The 17,931-nt window shown below is 64.4% G+C and carries 18 protein-coding genes; 11 read left to right on the forward strand and 7 right to left on the reverse strand.

The genetic code is table 11. From position 1 onward, the window contains the following. Positions 1-79: 79 nt before the first annotated feature. On the forward strand, positions 80-745 hold the full coding sequence (locus AC066S_RS15335) for a hypothetical protein (RefSeq protein WP_478270084.1): 666 nt from the start codon (positions 80-82) through the stop codon (positions 743-745). 77 nt (positions 746-822) lie between these two features. On the opposite strand, the gene AC066S_RS15340 is transcribed toward AC066S_RS15335, so the two are convergent. Next, positions 823-1,182 carry an ArsC family reductase gene (locus AC066S_RS15340; RefSeq protein WP_478270085.1) on the reverse strand — a complete coding sequence of 120 codons (360 nt, stop codon included), beginning with the start codon at positions 1,180-1,182 and terminating at the stop codon, positions 823-825. A 104-nt stretch (positions 1,183-1,286) separates the two neighbouring features. On the opposite strand from AC066S_RS15340, the gene AC066S_RS15345 reads away from it, so the two are divergent. Next, the gene (locus AC066S_RS15345; RefSeq protein ID WP_478270205.1) at positions 1,287-1,658 is read left to right on the forward strand and encodes a tRNA-binding protein; all 372 of its coding nucleotides are present in this window, start codon (positions 1,287-1,289) and stop codon (positions 1,656-1,658) included. 203 nt (positions 1,659-1,861) lie between these two features. Further along, positions 1,862-2,494, forward strand: coding sequence for a TetR/AcrR family transcriptional regulator (locus AC066S_RS15350; RefSeq protein ID WP_135169966.1), 633 nt, complete (start codon positions 1,862-1,864; stop codon positions 2,492-2,494). Positions 2,495-2,562: 68 nt separating this feature from the next. On the opposite strand, the gene AC066S_RS15355 is transcribed toward AC066S_RS15350, so the two are convergent. From AC066S_RS15355 to AC066S_RS15380, 6 genes are read right to left on the reverse strand one after another with little or no spacing between them, the layout of a single operon-like run. Next, positions 2,563-3,612, reverse strand: coding sequence for a LacI family DNA-binding transcriptional regulator (locus AC066S_RS15355; RefSeq protein ID WP_126258236.1), 1,050 nt, complete (start codon positions 3,610-3,612; stop codon positions 2,563-2,565). Further along, a complete protein-coding gene (locus AC066S_RS15360; RefSeq protein WP_126258235.1) occupies positions 3,609-4,253 on the reverse strand; it encodes a ThuA domain-containing protein in 645 nt (214 codons plus the stop codon). The genes AC066S_RS15355 and AC066S_RS15360 overlap by 4 nt, the downstream gene beginning before the upstream one ends. Positions 4,254-4,263: 10 nt before the next feature. Next, positions 4,264-5,361: a Gfo/Idh/MocA family protein gene (locus AC066S_RS15365; protein ID WP_126258234.1), complete on the reverse strand. Its 1,098-nt coding sequence runs from the start codon at positions 5,359-5,361 to the stop codon at positions 4,264-4,266. Positions 5,362-5,383: 22 nt separating this feature from the next. Then, positions 5,384-6,232, reverse strand: coding sequence for a carbohydrate ABC transporter permease (locus tag AC066S_RS15370; protein WP_126258233.1), 849 nt, complete (start codon positions 6,230-6,232; stop codon positions 5,384-5,386). Further along, positions 6,225-7,166, reverse strand: a complete 942-nt coding sequence (locus AC066S_RS15375) for a carbohydrate ABC transporter permease (protein ID WP_478270086.1) — start codon at positions 7,164-7,166, stop codon at positions 6,225-6,227. Before AC066S_RS15375 ends, AC066S_RS15370 begins: the two co-directional genes overlap by 8 nt. A 1-nt stretch (position 7,167) precedes the next feature. Beyond that, on the reverse strand, positions 7,168-8,433 hold the full coding sequence (locus AC066S_RS15380; RefSeq protein ID WP_478270087.1) for an extracellular solute-binding protein: 1,266 nt from the start codon (positions 8,431-8,433) through the stop codon (positions 7,168-7,170). A 165-nt stretch (positions 8,434-8,598) separates the two neighbouring features. Here AC066S_RS15380 and AC066S_RS15385 point away from each other — a divergent pair, with 165 nt between their 5' ends. The 8 genes from AC066S_RS15385 to AC066S_RS15420 all read left to right on the forward strand — a co-directional run bounded on the left by AC066S_RS15385 (position 8,599) and on the right by AC066S_RS15420 (position 17,910). Beyond that, positions 8,599-9,357 carry an SDR family NAD(P)-dependent oxidoreductase gene (locus AC066S_RS15385; protein WP_478270088.1) on the forward strand — a complete coding sequence of 253 codons (759 nt, stop codon included), beginning with the start codon at positions 8,599-8,601 and terminating at the stop codon, positions 9,355-9,357. A gap of 223 nt (positions 9,358-9,580) precedes the next feature. Further along, the gene (locus AC066S_RS15390) at positions 9,581-10,831 is read left to right on the forward strand and encodes an ABC transporter substrate-binding protein (protein WP_478270089.1); all 1,251 of its coding nucleotides are present in this window, start codon (positions 9,581-9,583) and stop codon (positions 10,829-10,831) included. A 128-nt stretch (positions 10,832-10,959) separates the two neighbouring features. Beyond that, entirely contained in the window at positions 10,960-11,787 is an 828-nt protein-coding gene (locus AC066S_RS15395; protein WP_478270090.1) for a helix-turn-helix transcriptional regulator, read from the forward strand. Between the two features lie 201 nt (positions 11,788-11,988). After that, on the forward strand, positions 11,989-12,999 hold the full coding sequence (locus AC066S_RS15400) for a branched-chain amino acid ABC transporter permease (protein WP_478270091.1): 1,011 nt from the start codon (positions 11,989-11,991) through the stop codon (positions 12,997-12,999). A gap of 1 nt (position 13,000) precedes the next feature. Then, a complete protein-coding gene (locus AC066S_RS15405; protein WP_478270092.1) occupies positions 13,001-14,089 on the forward strand; it encodes a branched-chain amino acid ABC transporter permease in 1,089 nt (362 codons plus the stop codon). Next, the gene (locus AC066S_RS15410; RefSeq protein WP_478270093.1) at positions 14,082-14,864 is read left to right on the forward strand and encodes an ABC transporter ATP-binding protein; all 783 of its coding nucleotides are present in this window, start codon (positions 14,082-14,084) and stop codon (positions 14,862-14,864) included. Before AC066S_RS15405 ends, AC066S_RS15410 begins: the two co-directional genes overlap by 8 nt. Further along, a complete protein-coding gene (locus AC066S_RS15415; RefSeq protein ID WP_478270094.1) occupies positions 14,857-17,073 on the forward strand; it encodes a Tm-1-like ATP-binding domain-containing protein in 2,217 nt (738 codons plus the stop codon). Before AC066S_RS15410 ends, AC066S_RS15415 begins: the two co-directional genes overlap by 8 nt. A 3-nt stretch (positions 17,074-17,076) precedes the next feature. Further along, positions 17,077-17,910, forward strand: a complete 834-nt coding sequence (locus tag AC066S_RS15420; protein WP_478270095.1) for a phosphoenolpyruvate hydrolase family protein — start codon at positions 17,077-17,079, stop codon at positions 17,908-17,910. Positions 17,911-17,931 lie beyond the last annotated feature (21 nt).

Genomic DNA, 17,931 nt, shown 5'->3' on the forward strand with positions numbered 1-17,931 from the left:
CGTCGTTAACGGTCTTTCGTTCCGGGCGCCAGCCTTCATCAAAAATTTTCCCGCACGTGGCATCGTGCGCGGGTTTTTGATGGTCTGGAATATTGTCTTGGATTTCGCCAGCGCCGCTCCTTCCGTCGTCAAGTCGATCAGACAGCGTGATCTCCTGAACACGTGGCTGCGACTTTATGCGCGCCAGCAGATCGCGCCGGCGGTCTGGGAATATCAGCCTGCGCGGCTCGAGGAAGAGCTGTCCGATCTCATCTATTATACGGTGGATACTTCCACGCCGGCCCCGCGCCTGACCATCCAGAGCGCAAACACGCGCATCTCGCGCGCCTATGGACATACCGGCAAGGGCGTTCTGCTCGAGGAGTATCTCGGGCCGCGGCTCGCGCCCTTCGTGATGCCGATCTATCACGAATGCGTGGCGCGCGGGCTGCCGGTCTACAGCGTTGCCGACGTCGACGACATCTACGGGCACATCGTCGCTTATGAACGGCTGCTGCTGCCATTCCAGACCGACGGCAAGGTCTGTCACGTCATCGCATCGGTCAAGACCTTCTGCGAGGACGGCGGCTTCGAGATCAAGAATTTGATGCGCGGAAATGACGCGCTGCCGCGTCCGAAACTGCGCGCCCTGATCGACCGCGAACTCTTCCATCGGGCGCCCGGCCGCATCGCGACGGCCGAATTGGTCGAGTTCGCGGACCAGCCGGCTCCGGGCGTCGCCAACGAGATCATCGAGCTGAGCTAGAACGCGGAACGCGTTTGCGCGGAGACCATGCTCAAACGACAAGCCAAGGCGCGATGATGCTCTAGCGCTATTTGGTGTCAGCGCGATTTGGCGCCGACTTCCTTGGCATAGATCTCCGGCTTGAAGCCGACCAGCAGCTTGCCGCCGGTTTCCAGCACCGGCCGCTTGATCATCGATGGTTGCGCTAGCATCAAGGCCAGCGCCTTCTTCTCGGAGAGGCCTTCCTTGTCGGACTCGGGGAGCTTCTTGAACGTCGTCCCGGCGCGATTGAGCAGCGTCTCCCAGCCGACCTTGTCGCTCCACTGCTTGAGCTTGTCCTTCTCCACGCCCGCCGCCTTGTAGTCGTGAAACGCGTAAGGCGCGCCATGGGCGTCGAGCCAGGCGCGCGCCTTCTTCATGGTGTCGCAGTTCTTGATGCCGTAGATGATGTTGGGCAAGACGTTCCTCGCGCATGACGTATCGTGATGGACGCGGCGTTGTACGAAACTCCGCTTCGCGCGACAATATTGCCAACGACGCCATCTCGCCGAACGGACATCCCATGCACGTCACTCACGATCCCGCGGCCGCCGCCACGCCGATCATCGACTTCAACAGCTTCCTCGCCGTCGATATCCGCGTCGGCACCATCGTCGACGCCAAGCCGTTTCCCGAGGCGCGCAAGCCGGCGGTTCGGCTCTGGATCGACTTCGGACCCGCCATCGGCGTGCGCAAGAGCTCGGCCCAGATCACCGAAAACCATCCGCTCGAGACGCTGGTAGGCCAACAGGTCGCGGCCGTGGTCAATTTCCCGCCGCGCCAGATCGGACCTGTCATCTCGGAGGTGCTGACGCTCGGCTTCCCCGATGCCGATGGCAAGGTCGTGCTGGTGCAGCCGAGCCAGCCGGTGCCGAACGGCGGACGGCTGTTCTAGCCGCGCGGTCCAAGGCTGCCGCGTCGCTTGCGCCGCGCACTTGCAGCGAATCCTTTTTCTCTTCGGCCGGTCCGGACTTGACCAGATCCGTATTCGCTTTTAAAAATGACTGACTGATCGTTTTTTTATTGTAACCAGCCTCTTTCGCCCAAATCGGCCTCCAGCCGAAAATGATCAATCTGTCAGTTATTTGAGGCCGCTGGATGCCCAAGATCAGCGACAAGCAACGCGAAAGCCGGCGGCAGCAGATTCTCGAAGCGGCCCTCGCCTGCTTCTCCGAAGACGGTTTTCACCAGACCGGCATGGCCGACATCGTGAAGCGATCCGGACTGAGCCATGGCGCGGTCTATCTCTACTTCCAGAGCAAGGACGACCTGATCGAGGCGCTCGCCGACGACCGGCACCGCCGCGAAGCCGTGCTCAATTCGGTCGCGCAAGGATCCGGCGACCCGATCGAAGGACTTCACGCACTGATCCGCGTCTACGCGCAATGGCTGACCGATCCCGCCGGCGAAGCCCGCCGCCGTGTCGGCATCCACGGCTGGGCCGAAGCCCTGCGCAACCGCCGCGTCCGCACCGGCGTCGTCGAAGGCATCGACATGCCGCGCGCTCTGATCGTGGCGCTGGTCGAACGCGGCCAGCATGATGGCCTCATCCGCCGCGACCTCGGTGCGGACGCGATCGCGCGCATGCTGATCGCGATCTTCCAGGGGTTTGTCCTGCAAAAATGCTGGAGCGACGAATTTGACGTCGACGCCTGCATGGCGGCCGTGGCCGGCATGATCGACGGCTTGCGCACGACCAGGTCCGAGACCAGGCGACGGACCCGGACGTAGCCGATGTCGTCAGCCGGCGAGCGCGTTGCAGGACACCAAGCGCAGCGCTTGCGGCATGATGCCGTCGCTTACGGCAGATTGTCCCGCAGAAAAATATCGATGCGGATACGCTCCTGATCGGGGCTGATGGGCTCCCCCGAACAATGCGCGAGCAGGACCCGCGCCGCAGACCGCGCCTCGTGGCCAGGATCCTGGTTGATGATGGCATCGAGCGTGCCGCGCACCAGGAAACGCCGTGTATAGTGGGTGAGCTCGTGGGTGATCCAGACCACCTCGCGCGCGCGGCCAGAGGCTTCGAGCGCATCGGCGATGCCACGATTTCCGGCGCCGCAGCAATATATGCCGCGGAGATCGGCATGGCGCGCGAGCAGCGCGGCGGTAAGCTCCCGCGTGCGTGCGCTGTCGTCGCGGCCCTCGATGACCGGTAGCGCGCGCAAGTTCGGATACTCGCTGGACAGGATCTGGTGGAAGCCGAACTGCCGCTCGGTATGATCGCGCAGCGACAACGACCCGGCGATCACGGCGACGGCCCCCTCGCGGCCGGCGAGGAAGCGTCCCAACAGCGTTGCGGCCGTTCGTCCCGCGGCCGGGTTGTCGATTCCGACATAATGCAGGCGGCGCGAGCTCGGCGCGTCCGATACGAGGGTCACCACGGCGACCCCGCGCGCGGTGAGTTCGTCGATCGCGGCGCGCACCCTTGGATGGTCGAGCGCAATGACGGCGACGCCCTGATAGGCCGGCGACAAGTCCTCCAGCGTGCCGGCCAGCACATCGGGATCGAACACATCGACATGGAGGATATCGATGAAGCCGCGCTGGCCGGCAAGCCAGTCTGCGGTGCGCTGGACCTGCTCGGCCAGGTTGGTCATAAAGCTGTTGCTGCCGGACGGCAGCACGAAAGCGAAGCGAAAACTCTGCCCGCGTGCGAGCCGCGCCGCCGCAACGTCGGCGCGGTAGCCGAGCTTGGCGACGGCGGCTTCGACACGCGCGACGGTCTTGGCGCGCACGCCCTCGCGCCGGTTGACGACGCGGTCGACGGTCGCGAGCGAAACGCCCGCCGCACGCGCGACGTCTTCCAGGGTAGCGCGAACCGGCGGCTGCGTCGCGCCAGCGTTCATTCGCGCGCCGCCCACAGCATCCCGCGGGTCATCAAGGTTCGGATCTCCGGAACGTCGAGCTCGTAGGCGCGGTGGCCGAGCGAGGAATAGAACACCCTGCCCGCGCCGTATCGTTTCTTCCAGACCACGGGCATCACCACGCCCTCGATCCAGGATGCGTGCTCGCCGGTAAAGGTCGTCGTCGCCAGCACCTCGTTGGCGGGGTCAACATGCATGTAGTACTGCTCGGAACGATGCTCGAAACTTTTCAGGCCCTTCATGATGGGGTCGTCCGGCTTCGTCAAGTCGACTTTGTAGTCGATGATGTTGCCGGGATGAGCAACCCATTGCCCACCGCACAGGAATTGGTAGTCGACGGACTCGCGGAATGCATCGCACATGCCGCCATGATGGCCGGCCAGGCCGACACCTCCGCGCACCGCAGCGCAGAGATTCAGTGCGTCCGCCTTCTCGATCTTCGACATGGTGTAGATCGGGATGATCAACGAGAGATCATGGATTGCCGGATCGCCGAACGCTTCCGTCGTCGTTTCGATCCGGACCTCAAAACCTTCCGCTCTGAGCCAGCCGCGGATCATCGAGGCACATAGATCCGGATCGTGTCCCGGCCAACCACCCCAAACAATCATTGCCTTGCGCATGTTTCCGTCCTCAGTCGATCTGTCCAGTTTCACGTCCGGCCGGCAGCATCGCCGGCCGCTCGACACGGCTCTCGATCTTGACGCGGCGTCCCTCGTCGGCGGACGTCTGGAACGCCTCCACCACCTCCAGCACGTGGAAGGCGAGCGCGCCGCTGGCGCGATGCGGCCGGTTGTTGAGAATCGCGGAGGCCATATCGGCGACACCGATGGAACGGAACTCGCCCTCGACATGACCGTGCGTCAACGGCACCGTCTCCCATTCGCCGCCGGTCTTGGCGACCTGCACCTCGCCGCCGAAGCGGTTCGGGTCCGGCACCAGCATGCTGCCGCTGTCGCCATAGATCTCGATCGGCGCATGCCGGTGCTTCGGCACGTCGAAGCTCATCGCGATGGAGACGACTGCCCCGCTCTCGAATTCGAGCGTGCCTGCGACATGGGTCGAAACCTCGACCGGGATCAAGCTGCCGTTCATCGGCTGGCTGGTGACCAGACGCTCGGATTTCGGGCGCGCGGTCGAGCCCATCACGGCTGCGACCGGACCAAGCAGCTGCACGAGGTCGGTGATGTAGTACGGGCCCATGTCGAGCATCGGGCCGCCACCGCGCAGGTAGTAGAACCCCGGCGCCGGATGCCAGCGCTCATGGCCCGGGCAACCGAAGAAAGCACTGCCCGCCACGGGCGTGCCGATCGCTCCGTCGTCGATCAGCTTGCGCGCGGTCTGGTGTCCGCCGCCGAGGAACGTGTCGGGCGCGCAGCCGACGCGAAGGCTCTTCTGCGCGGCGAGATCCATCACCTTGCGGGCCTCCGCGACGTTGATACCGAGCGGCTTCTCGGAGTGGACGTGCTTGCCGGCATTCAGCACCGCCAGACTGACGTCGGTGTGGGCAAGCGGCACGGTGAGATTGATGACGATTTCGACGTCGTCACGCTTGAGCAGTTGATCGACCCGCATCGCCGGCAGCCCGAAGGCCGCGCCCTGACGCTCTGCCATATCGCTGCGCATGTCGGCCAACGCTCTCACCTCCATGACCGGGAAGCGCTGCGCTGCCTTAAGGTAGGCGGTGCTGATCACACCGCAGCCGATGATTCCGATGCCGACTTTTCTCATTATGATCTCCGTGAGGTACCGCTCATCCCTTGACCGCGCCTGCAGTGAGGCCGGCGACGATGTGCTTTTGCGCGATAAGGAAGAGAATGATCGTCGGCAGGATGGTCAGCGTGATAAAGGCCAGGATCAGGTGCCATTCGGACGAATACTCGCCCTGATACACCATGATGCCGAGCGGCCAGGGATAGAGCGCATCGGTGTTGAGCATCACGAGCGGCAGCAGATAGGCGTTCCAGCTGTTGACGAAGGTGATGGTGCCGACCGTCGCTAGGATCGGCCGAGACAGCGGCAGCGTCACGTAGCGGAAGAATTTGACATAGCTGCAGCCGTCGACCAGCGCCGCTTCGAGTAGCTCGTGGGGAATATCCTTGAAGAAGCGCCGCAGCAGCAGCACACTCATGGCGAGGCCGAAGGCCACCTGCGGCAGCGCGACGCCGAAATAGGTATCGAGCAGTCCGAGATCGCGCACCTTGATAAACAACGGAAGCACGGCGGTCGCCGCAGGAAACAGCAGACCGAGAGTGAGGTAGCTCAGCAGCATCGAGCTGCCGTAGAACTTGACATGGGCGAAGGCGAAAGCCGCCATCGATGCGACGATCAGGGTCAACGTCACCGTGAGCGTCGAGATGATCAGCGAGTTGCGCAGGAGCTGCCAGTAGCGCGCTGAGAACAGGATATCGGCATAATTCTGCCACTCCCAGTGCGCGGGCCAGCCGAACGGATTGACGCGCAATTCGCCGAGCGACTTGAAGCCCCCGAGCAGGGTCGCGAGCAGCGGCACCAGCACGAAGACGGCGACGACGGCGAGGAACACCGTCCTGAGCGGCACGGCAGGATCGAACGGCGCGCGGGCGGTTTCGGCACTACTCATCGCGCATGAACCATCGCTTGTAGGTGAAGGCAAAGGTCACGCAGATCACGAACAGGATCACGCCGATGGCGCTGCCGTAGCCGACCCGCATGCGCGAGATGCCATTGTTGTAGAGAAAGCTCACCATCGTGTTGGAGGAATCCGCAGGGCCTCCGCGCGTCAGCGGCATGACCAGGTCGAACAGCTGCAGCGAGCCGACGATGGCGAAGAACACCGAGAGCCGGATCGTCGGATAGAGCAAGGGGATGACGACGTGACGCAGGGCTTGCGAGCGCGTTGCACCGTCGATTCTCGCCGCCTCGACCAGGCTCTTGTCGAGGCCCTGGAGCGCGGCGATGAACAGCATCATGTGGAAGCCGAAATACTTCCAGACGATCACGATCAGCACCGCCAGCATCGCCGTGTCGGTCGAGGCCAGGAGATGCGGCGGTTCGGCGCCGAAGGTGCGCCAGATCGAGGCGACCAGGCCATAATCGCCGTCATAAACGAACGAGAAGATCAGCCCGGTCGCGATCTCGGCCAGGATGTAGGGCATGAAGAACAGCATGCGCAGCGCCACGGCTCCACGAAAGCGCTCGGCGAGCATCAGGGCCAGCGTCAGCGCGAGCGGCAGCTGGATCGCGAGCGAGACCGCGATGATCAGCCCGTTGTTGCGCAGCGCGAGCCAGAAGGCGCGCGTCTCCAGCACGAAACGGTAATTGTCGAATCCGATCCAGTTGGTCGGCCTGCCGAACCCGTTCCAGTTGAAGGCCGAGTACCAGGCGGCCTCGCCGATCGGCAACACCACGAACAAGGTGAACAACAGCAGCGCCGGCGGCAGGAACAGGATCAGGACCGTGAAGCGGCCGTCCCAACTCGGGCCGCGAACCGCGGCCCGCGGGGCGGTCTCGCCGGCAACGCTCATCGCCGGCGTGATCGCGATCCGCCGCGCCACCTCAATTGCCCTGCTTCCACGCCGCCTCGATGGCTTTCGCAGCGTCCTGCGGGTTCATGCTGCCACCGGCGATCTCCGCCGTGACATCATTGACGACGCGGCCGACGGAAGGCCCGAGGCTCTGGTCATAGAAGTTCTGGTGATAGTTGGACTTCGCCAGATTGGCCGCGATCTGCTTCATGAAGGCGCTGTTGAGGCCGGCCTCGCCGCCCTTGACGACGGGAACGATGAAGTTGCCGGCGGCAAGCCGCGCCTGCACGTCCTTGGAGATAAAGAATTTCAGGAAGTCGGTGGCTTCCTTGGGCGCCCCTTTGGTGATCAACCAGCCGGTGATGCCGCCGAGCGTATCTGACGGCTCACCCTTGCCGCCGGGTACGACCGGAAAATCGAACCAGCCAAGCTTGTCGTCGCCGAGACCGACTTTGTCGGCGGCGAGTGCGCGCTGGGTGTGATAGAAGGACGAGATGGCCAGGATCATCGCGGCCTTTCCGTCACCGAAATAGCCGACGGCCTGCGGGTTCTTGAAGCCGAGGAAGCCATTCTGGTACGGCTGGAGATCGACCAACTGCTTGAACAGCTCGCCGGATCTCTGGAAGGTCTCCCCGGCGAAGCCACCATTCTCACCCTTCAGCGCTGCATCGAAGGCCGGCTTGCCGCCGACGCGCACTGCGAGATGCGTCCAGTAGAAATGCAGCGGCCATTTATCGGCACCGCCAACCACAATCGGCGTAACACCCGCGGTCTTCAGCGTTTTCACCGCGCCGAGCAGATCGTCCCATGTCTTGATCTTACTTGCATCGACATTACCCTTGGCCATCAAATCCTTGTTGTAGAGGAAGCCGACCTGCGACAGCGCGATCGGAAGTCCAAAGACGCGGCCGTTCTGGGTGAAGGCGGCGAGCGCCGCCGGTGCGATCGTGTCGCTGTAGCCGCCGCTCCTCACGGAGTCGGTGATGTCTTCCAGCACGCCCGCCTCGACCTGCGCCTTCAGCACTCCGCCGGCCCAACTATAGATGATGTGCGGCCTGTCCTTCGATTGCAGGATGGTCGGCAGCTTGGCCTTGTAAGCCTCGTTCTCGAGGAACTGCATCTCGACCTTCACACCGGGGTGCGACGCCTCATAGCTGCGTGCGACCTCCTCCCAGATCTTCACCTGGGCCGGGTTGACCTCGATGTGCAGCCATTTGATCGTGGTGTCGGCTGCCGCGGAATTGGCCCAAAGCAGACATGCGGCAGCGGCGAGTCCCAGTTTCCCGAGCGATCTCATCACATCCTCCCAACTGGCTCTTATTCTTTGATCGCAATCCTGCCTTCGATTTTTGAGGTACGCAACTAAAATTCTGATCTATGCACCTCACCGCTGAAATGGCTAAGGTTTAGAAAAAGGTTCGGTGGCGGCCCGCCGCACCGGCCGCAACAAACCGAGGTGCCCATGGCTGCCATCTATTCCGACCTCGCCGGCAAGGTCGTGCTCGTCACCGGAGGTGCAGCGGGAATCGGCGCTGCGATCGTGCGACGCTTCGCGGAGCAGAAATCCAAGGTGGTGTTCTTCGACATCAAGGTCGACGAGGGACAGCGACTGGCGCGTGAGCTGTCCGACCAGGGCATGGCCGCGCATTTCCAGCACATCGACCTCACCGACATCCCCGCGCTCCGTGGCGGCGTCGTCGAGGCACGCAAGGCGCATGGGCCTATCAATATCCTGATCAACAATGCCGCGCATGACGAACGGCACAACACCGAGGAGATGACCCCGGACTATTGGGACGACCGCATCGCAGTGAACCTGAAGCACCAGTTCTTTGCGTCACAGGCCGTGTTACCGGACATGAAGGCGGCGAATGCCGGCGCCATCATCAATTTCGGATCAGTGTCGTGGATCGCCGGCCAGGGCGGCATGGCGGCGTACACCGCCAGCAAATCAGGCGTGATTGGGCTGACGCGCTCGCTGGCGCGCGACTACGGCCCTTACAACATCCGCGTCAACGCGATCGCGCCGGGCTGGATCATGACCGAGCGGCAGCTCGAGAAATGGATGACGCCGGCCGGCGAGATCGAGTTGCAGCAGCGACAATGCCTGAAGCGCAGGCTCATGCCGGATGAAGTTGCCAAATTCACCGTCTTTCTCGCGTCCGACGAGGCCTCCGCCTGCACCGCTCAGCACTACATCGTGGATGGCGGCTGGGTGTGAGATGCCGAGGACGGCGGGTGCATCGAGGCACAGCCCGGTCGGCGCTTGCACTGCAAAACAACTTGCGCCGCAACATTCAAAAATGAGACTGCCCGTCAAACCGGACGAGGCGCTCACGCAGGCACCCGCATTCGACTTCGGCTAGCTTCCCTCCAAAGCCGCGGGCCGTTCGAGAGCCACGGGCGTCCCGCGGCAATAAAGCGGTGACACAGGGAGGAGCACAATGTCGAAATGCAGTGTGGGACTGCTCGCGCTGAGCAGCTTGTTTCTTTCGGGCACGGCGATCGCCCAGGACAAGATCAAGGTCGGCGTCACCGCGACCCTCGAAGGCACCTACACGGTGCTCGGCGAGGACGGCATCCGCGGCCACCAGACCGCGCTCAACGTGCTGGGCAAGAAGGTCGGCGACAAGGAACTCGAATTCATCATCGCCTCCACGGACGCGACGCCCGACTCAGCGGTTCGTGCCGTGCGAAAGCTGATCGAGCAGGACAAGGTGCAGATCCTGCTGTCTCCGCTGTCTGGTGACGAAGGCATCGCCGTCAAGAATTTCGCAAAGACCCATCCGGAGCTGACTTTCATCAACGCCGCTTCGGGCGCCCAGGAAACGACCTATGTCGATCCCGCCCCGAACTTCTTCCGTTACAACATGGACGGTGCGCAGTGGCAGGTGGGCCTCGGCAAATACGCCTATGACGAGAAGAAGTATCGCAAGATCGCGACCGTCGGCGAGGACTATTCCTTCATCTACACCCAGGTGTTCGGCCTCGTGCTCGAATTCTGCGGCGCCGGCGGACAGGTCACCAACCGGCAATGGGTGCCGCTCGGCACCAAGGACTTTGCCTCGGTCATCGCGGCGCTGCCCGACGATGTCGATGCGATCTATCTGGGCCTCGGCGGCGCCGACGCCGTCAACTTCCTCAACCAGTATCAGCAGGCCGGCGGCAAGGCGCATCTGATGGGCGGTTCCATCATGATCGACCAGACCATCCTGTCGTCCAAGGGCAACGCCAAGAACGCTCTGATCGGCACCATCGCGGCGAGCGGACAGGCCGACACCTGGGAGGATCCGGGCTGGCAGAAATTCGTGAAGGCCTATCAGGACGCCTTCCCGCCCAACAAGCGCTTCCCGAGCCCGTCATTGCTCGCCACCAACTATTACGACTCGACCATGGCGCTGATCCTGGCGCTGCGGCAGGTCAATGGCGATCTCTCCAACAACCAGGCCAAGTACAAGGAAGCCCTCGCCAAGATCGAGATCGACGCGCCTAACGGCAAGATCAAGCTCGACTCCAACCGACAGGCGATCGGCACAAACTTCGTCACCGAAGTCGTCGACGACGGCAAGGGCGCACTGTTCTCGAAGGTCGTGAAGGTGATCCCCAACGTCAACCAGACGCTGGGCTATGACCCTGCAGTGTTCGCAAAGATCGGTTTGCCAAGCCGTACAGTACCGGAATGTAAGAAGTACTGACGTAGTCCCATTGCGGACGATGACTGACCGGGGAGAGATTTGTAAAGGGCGCGACGTGTGCGCACTTGCATTCTCTCCCCGGTTGTTGAACGCTATCGGAAAAAAGAAGAGCTTCTGGGAGGGAAGGCATGAGCCGGGCGCTCGCCGTCTTCCACGGCCGATTCGGCCGGGCGACGGTCTATCAGTTGAACCGCCCTTTCAACATCCACGCGCATCGCGAAGGTCATTTGATCTTCCATGTCGGGGGGCGTCCCGCGTGCATCGATGTCAGCGATGGACGTTACGACCTCACCGAAGGTTCCGTCGTCGCAGTCAATCCATGGGAACCGCATAATTTTCTGCCGTCCGACCTCGAAGGCGGCGCCGTTTTCTTCGTGCTCTATGTCAATGCGGAGTGGTTTGCCCCCGACGCGCCCGGCACAGACCGATTGCGCTTCGGCCGCACCCAGTTCACGAGGTCGGTCGCGCTGGACAAGCATATCAGGCACGCAGCCGCCCTCGTGTGCGGCGCACCCTCGCTCAATAGCCTCGATGGCGAGCTGAGAAGGCTGATCGACATCTGCTACGACGAGAGCTGGCAACAGGCGGAGACCGCGCGCGATCCGCGCGCGAACGGCTCCGTTACCGATTTTCGCGTGCGCAAGTGCATCAAGATAATGTCGGAAAGTCCCGGCGCCGAGATCGAGCTCGACACCATCGCGCGCGAATCCGGCCTGTCGCGACCGCACTTCTACCGGCTGTTCCGCACCCAGACCGGCGTCACGCCGCACCTCTATCTCAACACGCTGATGATGGAGCAGGCGCTGGAGGCGCTGGTGGCGAGCGAGGCGCCGATCGCCGATATCGGCTTCGATCTCGGCTTCTCCTCGCAAAGCGGTTTCACGCGTTTTTTCGCCGCCAATGTCGGGATGGCCCCGACCGATTATCGCCGCGCCGCCAAGGTTTTGCGCGCCTGACGGGCGCGCGAAAAGATACTCACGATCAAATGCGCCCCCGTCAGCCCCACTAGGATGTGCGGAACGCGGTCCCGACAAGAGGATCGCGGTCGACAGGGAGCACACGTTCATGGCAGGGCTTGCAGCCGGTGACGGTCTGCGCGCCCCCTCACCTCGCTTGCAGGGAGAGGGTTGGATTGACGTGGAGACGGAGCGGCGATCATGAGCCGCTTCGTCGAGCGCCATCCCGCCTGGGCATTGATCGTCATCATCGCGGTCGCGGTGGCACTGTGGCTGATCTTCGCGGTGTGGCCGCCGGGCCTCGAAGAGGCTGTCGGCCGCAAGCGGGTGTTCCTCAACGCGCTCTTCAACGGCATCACGCTGGGAGGTCTCTATTTCCTCGTCGCCAGCGGCTTCACGCTGATCTTCGGCCTGATGCGCAACGTCAATCTCGCGCACGGATCGCTCTATTTGTTCGGCGGCTATGTCGGCTACGCGATCAGCGCCTCCACCGGCTCCTGGGTCCTGTCGTTCATCGTCGCCTTCGTCCTGACCGCGCTGGTCGGCGTGCTGCTCCAGGTTCTCGTGTTCCGCCGCATGGAGGGCCAGGATCTGCGCCAGACCATGGTGACGATCGGGCTCTCGATCGTGTTCGCCGACCTGATGCTGTGGGCCTGCGGCGGCGACTTCTACCAGATCCAGACCCCGAACTGGCTGATCGGCCCGATCGAGCTGCCGCTGCTCACCGCGATCAAATCCTCCGGCGAGCCGGTCTATCTCAGATATCCCTCGGTGCGGCTCGTGATCTTCGCGGCGTCCGTGGTCATAGGCGTGGCGATGTGGCTCGCGCTCAACCGCACCCGGATCGGCATGATCATCCGCGCCGGCGTCGACGACCGCGACATGCTCGCTGCGACCGGCGTCCGCATCCAGGTCGTCTTCGTGCTCGTCTTCGCGCTCGGCGCCGGGCTTGCCGGCATCGCCGGCGTGGTCGGCGGCACCTTCCAGTCGCTCTCGCCCGGCGAGGACATCCGCTTCCTGCTCGCCTCGCTCGTCGTCGTGATCGTGGGGGGCATGGGCTCGATTCCCGGCGCCGCGCTCGGCGCGCTGATCATTGGCCTCGCCGAGCAGCTCGGCTCGGTCTACATCCCCACCTACGCCATCGTCGTGACCTTCCTGATCATGGTGCTGGTGCTGGCGCTTCGGCCGCAGGGCCTGCTGGCGAGGCGTTGACATGTCCGTCACTCACGACGCCAGCGTTCAGGTTCACAGGCCCGCGCCAACGGTGGGACGTCCGGCTGCACGCGGCTGGCCCGATATCAACAATCCCGCGGCCTGGATCGTCGCGGCCATCCTGCTGATCATGCCACTGATCGCCAACGGCTTCTTCCTGATCGAGATCTTTGCGACCACCTTGATCCTCGGCACCGTCGCGCTCAGCCTGATGTTCCTGGCCGGATATGGCGGCATGGTCAGCCTGATGCAGCTCAGCATCGCGGGCTTCTGCGCTTACATGGTCGCGGTGTTCGGTGTCAGCGGCAACGCCAATATCAGCCTCGGCTGGCCGTGGTGGCTGGCGGTGCCAATGGCGCTGACGCTCGCAGTCATGTTCGGCACGCTCGGCGGCGCGCTGGCGGTGCGCACCGAGGGCATCTACACCATCATGATCACGCTGGCGATCGGCGCCGCGTTCTACTACTTCACCAACCAGAACTGGGCGATCTTCAACGGCCACACCGGCATCAACAACGTCTCGACGCCGCGTTTCTGGGGTGTCGACTGGCGGGCCGACATTCCCTTCTACTATATCGTGCTCGCGATAGCCGGGCTCTGCTATTTTGCGGTCGACTACATCTCCCGTGCGCCATTCGGTCTCGCCCTCCAGGGCGTGCGCGACAATCCGCGCCGCATGTCCGCGCTGGGCTTCAACGTCAATGCCCACCGCGTCGCGGCCTATGCGGTGGCGTCCTTCATCGCGGGCCTTGCCGGTGTGCTGCAGGTCTGGAACTACCGCCAGATCTCGCCCGGCTCCGTCAGCGTCGGCGCCTGCATCGACATCCTCATCATCGCCGTGGTCGGCGGCATCACCCGCCCGGTCGGTCCCTATATCGGCGCGCTGGTCTTCGTGCTGCTGCGCACCTTCGCGCTCGACTTCCTCGTCAAGATCGGGCTCGACGGCAACCGTTTCCGCCTGCTGATTGGCCTCGGCTTTCTCGCCATCGTGTTCTGGTCATCGGACGGCGTCATCGGTCTCTGGCAGCGCTGGCGCCAGAGCCAGCTTGGCGAGGCGAACCGCCAAGGCGGAGGGGGTGGCCATGGATAGCGTCGCCCAGCGCCTCTCCGCCGTCGGCGCCGGCGCAGCGCTGGAACTGCGCGGCGTGACGCGGCTATTCGGGGCGCTGGCGGCCTTGACCGACGTCACCATCACCGTGCGTCCCGGCGAACGCCGCGCGGTGCTCGGCTCCAACGGTGCCGGCAAGACCACGCTGTTCAACTGCATCACCGGCGACTTCCCGCCGACATCAGGCACGATCCGCTTCTTCGGCGAAGACGTCACGCATTTCCCGCCTTACGAGCGCATCCGCCGGGGGCTGCGGCGCACCTATCAGATCTCCGCGCTGTTTCCCGGCCTCACCGTGCAGGACAACATCTACCTTGCCTGCCGCGGCGTCTCGCGCGAACGGTTCTCGTTCCTGCGCCCCGGCCAAAACGACGCGCTGATGCACGCCGCCGACAATCTGGTGCAGGCCGTGCATCTGACTGCGGTCAAGGACCAGCGCGTCGCCGAGCTCGCGCACGGGCAGCAGCGCCAGCTCGAGATCGCACTGGCGCTCGCCGGCGCCCCGCGCTTCGTGCTGTTCGACGAGCCGGCCGCTGGCCTCTCGCCCACCGAGCGGGCCGAGCTGATCGAGATCCTGACCTCGCTGCCGGCCCATATCGGCTACATCATCATCGAGCACGACATGGACGTGGCGCTGCGCGTCGTCGAGAGCGTGACGATGATGCACAACGGCCGCATCTTCAAGGAAGGCCTGCCGGAAGAGATTCAGTCCGATCCTGAAGTGCAGGAGCTATATCTCGGAGGCGGCCATGAATGAGGTCCGCCGCACCTCCGCTGCGCTCGAGGTCCGGGGCCTCGACGTCTATTACGGCCACTCGCACGCGCTCCAGGGCGTCGATCTCACGCTGGAGAGCGGCGTGTTCTCCGTCGTCGGCCGCAACGGCATGGGCAAGACCACGCTGTGCAAGGCCATCATGGGCCTCGTACCGGTCAGCGGCGGCTCGATCCGGGTCCGCGGCGAGGACATCACGCGGCGCCCGCCCGCTCACATTGCGCGCCTCGGCGTCGGCTATGTGCCGCAGGGCCGCCGGCTCTGGCGCTCGCTCAGCGTGGACGAGCACCTCCGACTTGCCGGCGGGATGCGGTCCGGGGCCTGGACCGTCGAGCGCATCTACGACACCTTTCCGCGCCTCGCCGAGCGCAAGGACCATGGCGGCGGCCAGCTCTCCGGCGGCGAGCAGCAGATGCTGGCGATCGCGCGCGCGCTGCTGACCAACCCGCAACTGCTGGTCATGGACGAACCGACCGAAGGACTCGCGCCCGTCATCGTCGCACAGGTCGAGGAGATGCTGCTGCGGTTGGGTGAGGACGGCGACATGTCCGTGCTCGTGATCGAGCAGAACATCGGCGTGGCGACCGCGATCTCGCGCAATGTCGCGATCATGGTCAACGGCCGCATCAACCGCATCATCGACTCGGCGCGGCTCGCCGCCGACCGCGAGTTGCAGCAGCGTCTGCTCGGCGTCGGCTTGCATGCCGAGCTTACGCCGGATCTCGACGTGCCGGCGGCAGGCTCAGAGGCGAAGTCGGCGCCGCAGGCCACCCGGCCGAGCGGCCCGATCCGGATCTACATCTCCAACCCGACGCCGCCGACACGCTGGTCCCAACCGGCGCCGATCGCACGGATCGAAGCGGCGGCACGCACGCTTTCGACGCAGGTATCGCGCCTTGACGAGACGGCGCGGCGCAAGCGCGAGCCGGCGACGTCCCAGTCGTCAGGGCCGCCGGTCGTGCTGGTCGTCGGCACGCTCGACACCAAGGGGACGGAACTCCGCTTTATCCGCGACATCGTCGCCGAGAGCGGCCTGCGCACCCGGCTGGTCGACGTCTCCACCAGCGGCAAGCACTCCAGCTGCGATGTCTCCGCGCAGGAGATCGCGCTGAACCATGGCCGCGGCGGGGCTGCGGTGTTCGGCGCCGACCGCGGCGCGGCCGTGACGGCGATGGCGGACGCGTTCGCCAACTGGCTGCGGCGCCAGGGCAATGTCGCCGGCGTGATCTCCGCCGGCGGCTCGGGCGCGGCCTCGCTGGTTGCCCCGGGCATGCGCACCCTGCCGGTCGGCGTGCCCAAACTGATCGTTTCATCCGTCGCCTCTGGCGATGTCGGACCCTATGTCGGCCCCGCCGACATCACCATGATGCACTCGGTCACCGACATTCAGGGACTGAACTCGATCTCGCGTGCAGTGCTGTCGAACGGCGCCAACGCGATCGCAGGCATGGTCAAGGCGCGCCTCGATCAGCGCGAGGCCAGGCAGCGCGCCCCCAGCGCAGGACTGCCTGCAGTCGGCATCACCATGTTCGGCGTGACGACCCCGGCGGTCCAGAAGATCGCCGCAGATCTAGGCGAGGACTTCGAATGTCTCGTCTTCCACGCCACGGGCGTCGGCGGCCGCTCGATGGAGAAGCTCGTCGAATCCGGCCAGCTCGCGGGTGTCATCGATATTACGACAACCGAAATCTGCGATTTGCTGATGGGCGGCGTGTTTCCCGCCACCGAGGATCGCTTCGGCGCGATCATCCGCGCCCGGCTGCCCTATGTCGGCTCGGTCGGCGCGCTCGACATGGTCAATTTCGGCGCGCCCGACACCATCCCGGAGCGGTATCGCGGCCGCAAATTCCACGTCCATAATCCGCAGGTAACGCTGATGCGGACGACAGTCGAAGAGAATGAGCGCATGGGCCGCTGGATCGCCGAGCGGCTCAACCAGATGGATGGTCCGGTGCGCTTCTTCCTGCCCGAGGGCGGCGTCTCCGCACTCGATGCGCGGGGCCAGCCATTCTGGGATCCGGACGCCGACACCGCCCTGTTTCGCGCGCTGGAGCGCGATGTGCGGCAGACCGGCAACCGCCGGCTCATCCGCATCCCCAAGAACATCAACGATCCCGATTTCGCCGCCGCCATCGTCAGTGCATTCCGAACCCTGTTCGGCCGCACCGGGGCGCGGCGGAGACTAGCGAGGTGACCGATGGCCCGGTTTGAACGCGCTGCACTCCTGAAACGATTCCGCGAGATGGCGAGCCGCGGCGAGCCGATCGTCGGCGGCGGCGCCGGCACCGGCCTGTCGGCCAAGTGCGAGGAGGCCGGCGGCGTCGACCTCATCGTCATCTACAATTCCGGCCGCTATCGCATGGCCGGTCGCGGCTCGCTGGCGGGGCTGATGGCTTACGGCGATGCCAACGCCATCGTGCTGGAGATGGCCAGCGAAGTACTGCCCGTGGTCAGCAAGACGCCGGTGCTCGCCGGCGTCAACGGCACCGACCCGTTCCGCGACATGGACGTCTTTCTCGACCAGTTAAAGACGCTCGGCTTTGCCGGCGTGCAGAATTTTCCGACAGTCGGTCTGATCGACGGCGTCTTCCGCGCCAACCTCGAAGAGACCGGCATGTCCTACGCGCTGGAGATCGACATGATCGCCAAGGCGCGCGAGAAGGACCTCCTGACGACGCCTTACGTCTTCAGCGAGAAGGAAGCCGCCGCGATGGCGATCGCCGGCGCCGATATCATCGTCTGCCATCTCGGGCTCACGACCGGCGGCACGATCGGCGCGCAGACCGCAGCAAAGCTGAAGGACTGCCCGGCGCACATCGACATCTGGGCCTCCGCCGCACTCAGCGTCAATCCCGATATTCTGGTGCTCGCTCATGGCGGTCCGATCGCGGATCCCGAGGATGCCGATTTCATCATGAAGAACACCCGCTACTGCCACGGCTTCTACGGCGCCTCTTCGATGGAGCGGCTGCCGGTCGAGCGAGCCTTGACGGACCAGGTACGCAAATTCAAGGCGATCGGCGCGCGATAACGCCGGAACGATCGAGGGAGA

Source organism: Bradyrhizobium sp. CFUWI (assembly GCF_056429085.1).

Excerpts from the sequence above, each read along its gene's own strand:
- AC066S_RS15380 (WP_478270087.1), bottom strand. The coding sequence starts at position 8,433 with ATGAGATCGCTCGGGAAACTGGGACTCGCCGCTGCCGCATGTCTGCTT.
- AC066S_RS15390 (WP_478270089.1), top strand. The coding sequence starts at position 9,581 with ATGTCGAAATGCAGTGTGGGACTGCTCGCGCTGAGCAGCTTGTTTCTT.
- AC066S_RS15335 (WP_478270084.1), top strand. The coding sequence starts at position 80 with ATGGTCTGGAATATTGTCTTGGATTTCGCCAGCGCCGCTCCTTCCGTC.
- AC066S_RS15365 (WP_126258234.1), bottom strand. The coding sequence starts at position 5,361 with ATGAGAAAAGTCGGCATCGGAATCATCGGCTGCGGTGTGATCAGCACC.
- AC066S_RS15395 (WP_478270090.1), top strand. The coding sequence starts at position 10,960 with ATGAGCCGGGCGCTCGCCGTCTTCCACGGCCGATTCGGCCGGGCGACG.
- AC066S_RS15405 (WP_478270092.1), top strand. The coding sequence starts at position 13,001 with ATGTCCGTCACTCACGACGCCAGCGTTCAGGTTCACAGGCCCGCGCCA.
- AC066S_RS15415 (WP_478270094.1), top strand. The coding sequence starts at position 14,857 with ATGAATGAGGTCCGCCGCACCTCCGCTGCGCTCGAGGTCCGGGGCCTC.
- AC066S_RS15400 (WP_478270091.1), top strand. The coding sequence starts at position 11,989 with ATGAGCCGCTTCGTCGAGCGCCATCCCGCCTGGGCATTGATCGTCATC.
- AC066S_RS15345 (WP_478270205.1), top strand. The coding sequence starts at position 1,287 with ATGCACGTCACTCACGATCCCGCGGCCGCCGCCACGCCGATCATCGAC.
- AC066S_RS15350 (WP_135169966.1), top strand. The coding sequence starts at position 1,862 with ATGCCCAAGATCAGCGACAAGCAACGCGAAAGCCGGCGGCAGCAGATT.
- AC066S_RS15360 (WP_126258235.1), bottom strand. The coding sequence starts at position 4,253 with ATGCGCAAGGCAATGATTGTTTGGGGTGGTTGGCCGGGACACGATCCG.
- AC066S_RS15385 (WP_478270088.1), top strand. The coding sequence starts at position 8,599 with ATGGCTGCCATCTATTCCGACCTCGCCGGCAAGGTCGTGCTCGTCACC.
- AC066S_RS15410 (WP_478270093.1), top strand. The coding sequence starts at position 14,082 with ATGGATAGCGTCGCCCAGCGCCTCTCCGCCGTCGGCGCCGGCGCAGCG.
- AC066S_RS15355 (WP_126258236.1), bottom strand. The coding sequence starts at position 3,612 with ATGAACGCTGGCGCGACGCAGCCGCCGGTTCGCGCTACCCTGGAAGAC.
- AC066S_RS15420 (WP_478270095.1), top strand. The coding sequence starts at position 17,077 with ATGGCCCGGTTTGAACGCGCTGCACTCCTGAAACGATTCCGCGAGATG.
- AC066S_RS15370 (WP_126258233.1), bottom strand. The coding sequence starts at position 6,232 with ATGAGTAGTGCCGAAACCGCCCGCGCGCCGTTCGATCCTGCCGTGCCG.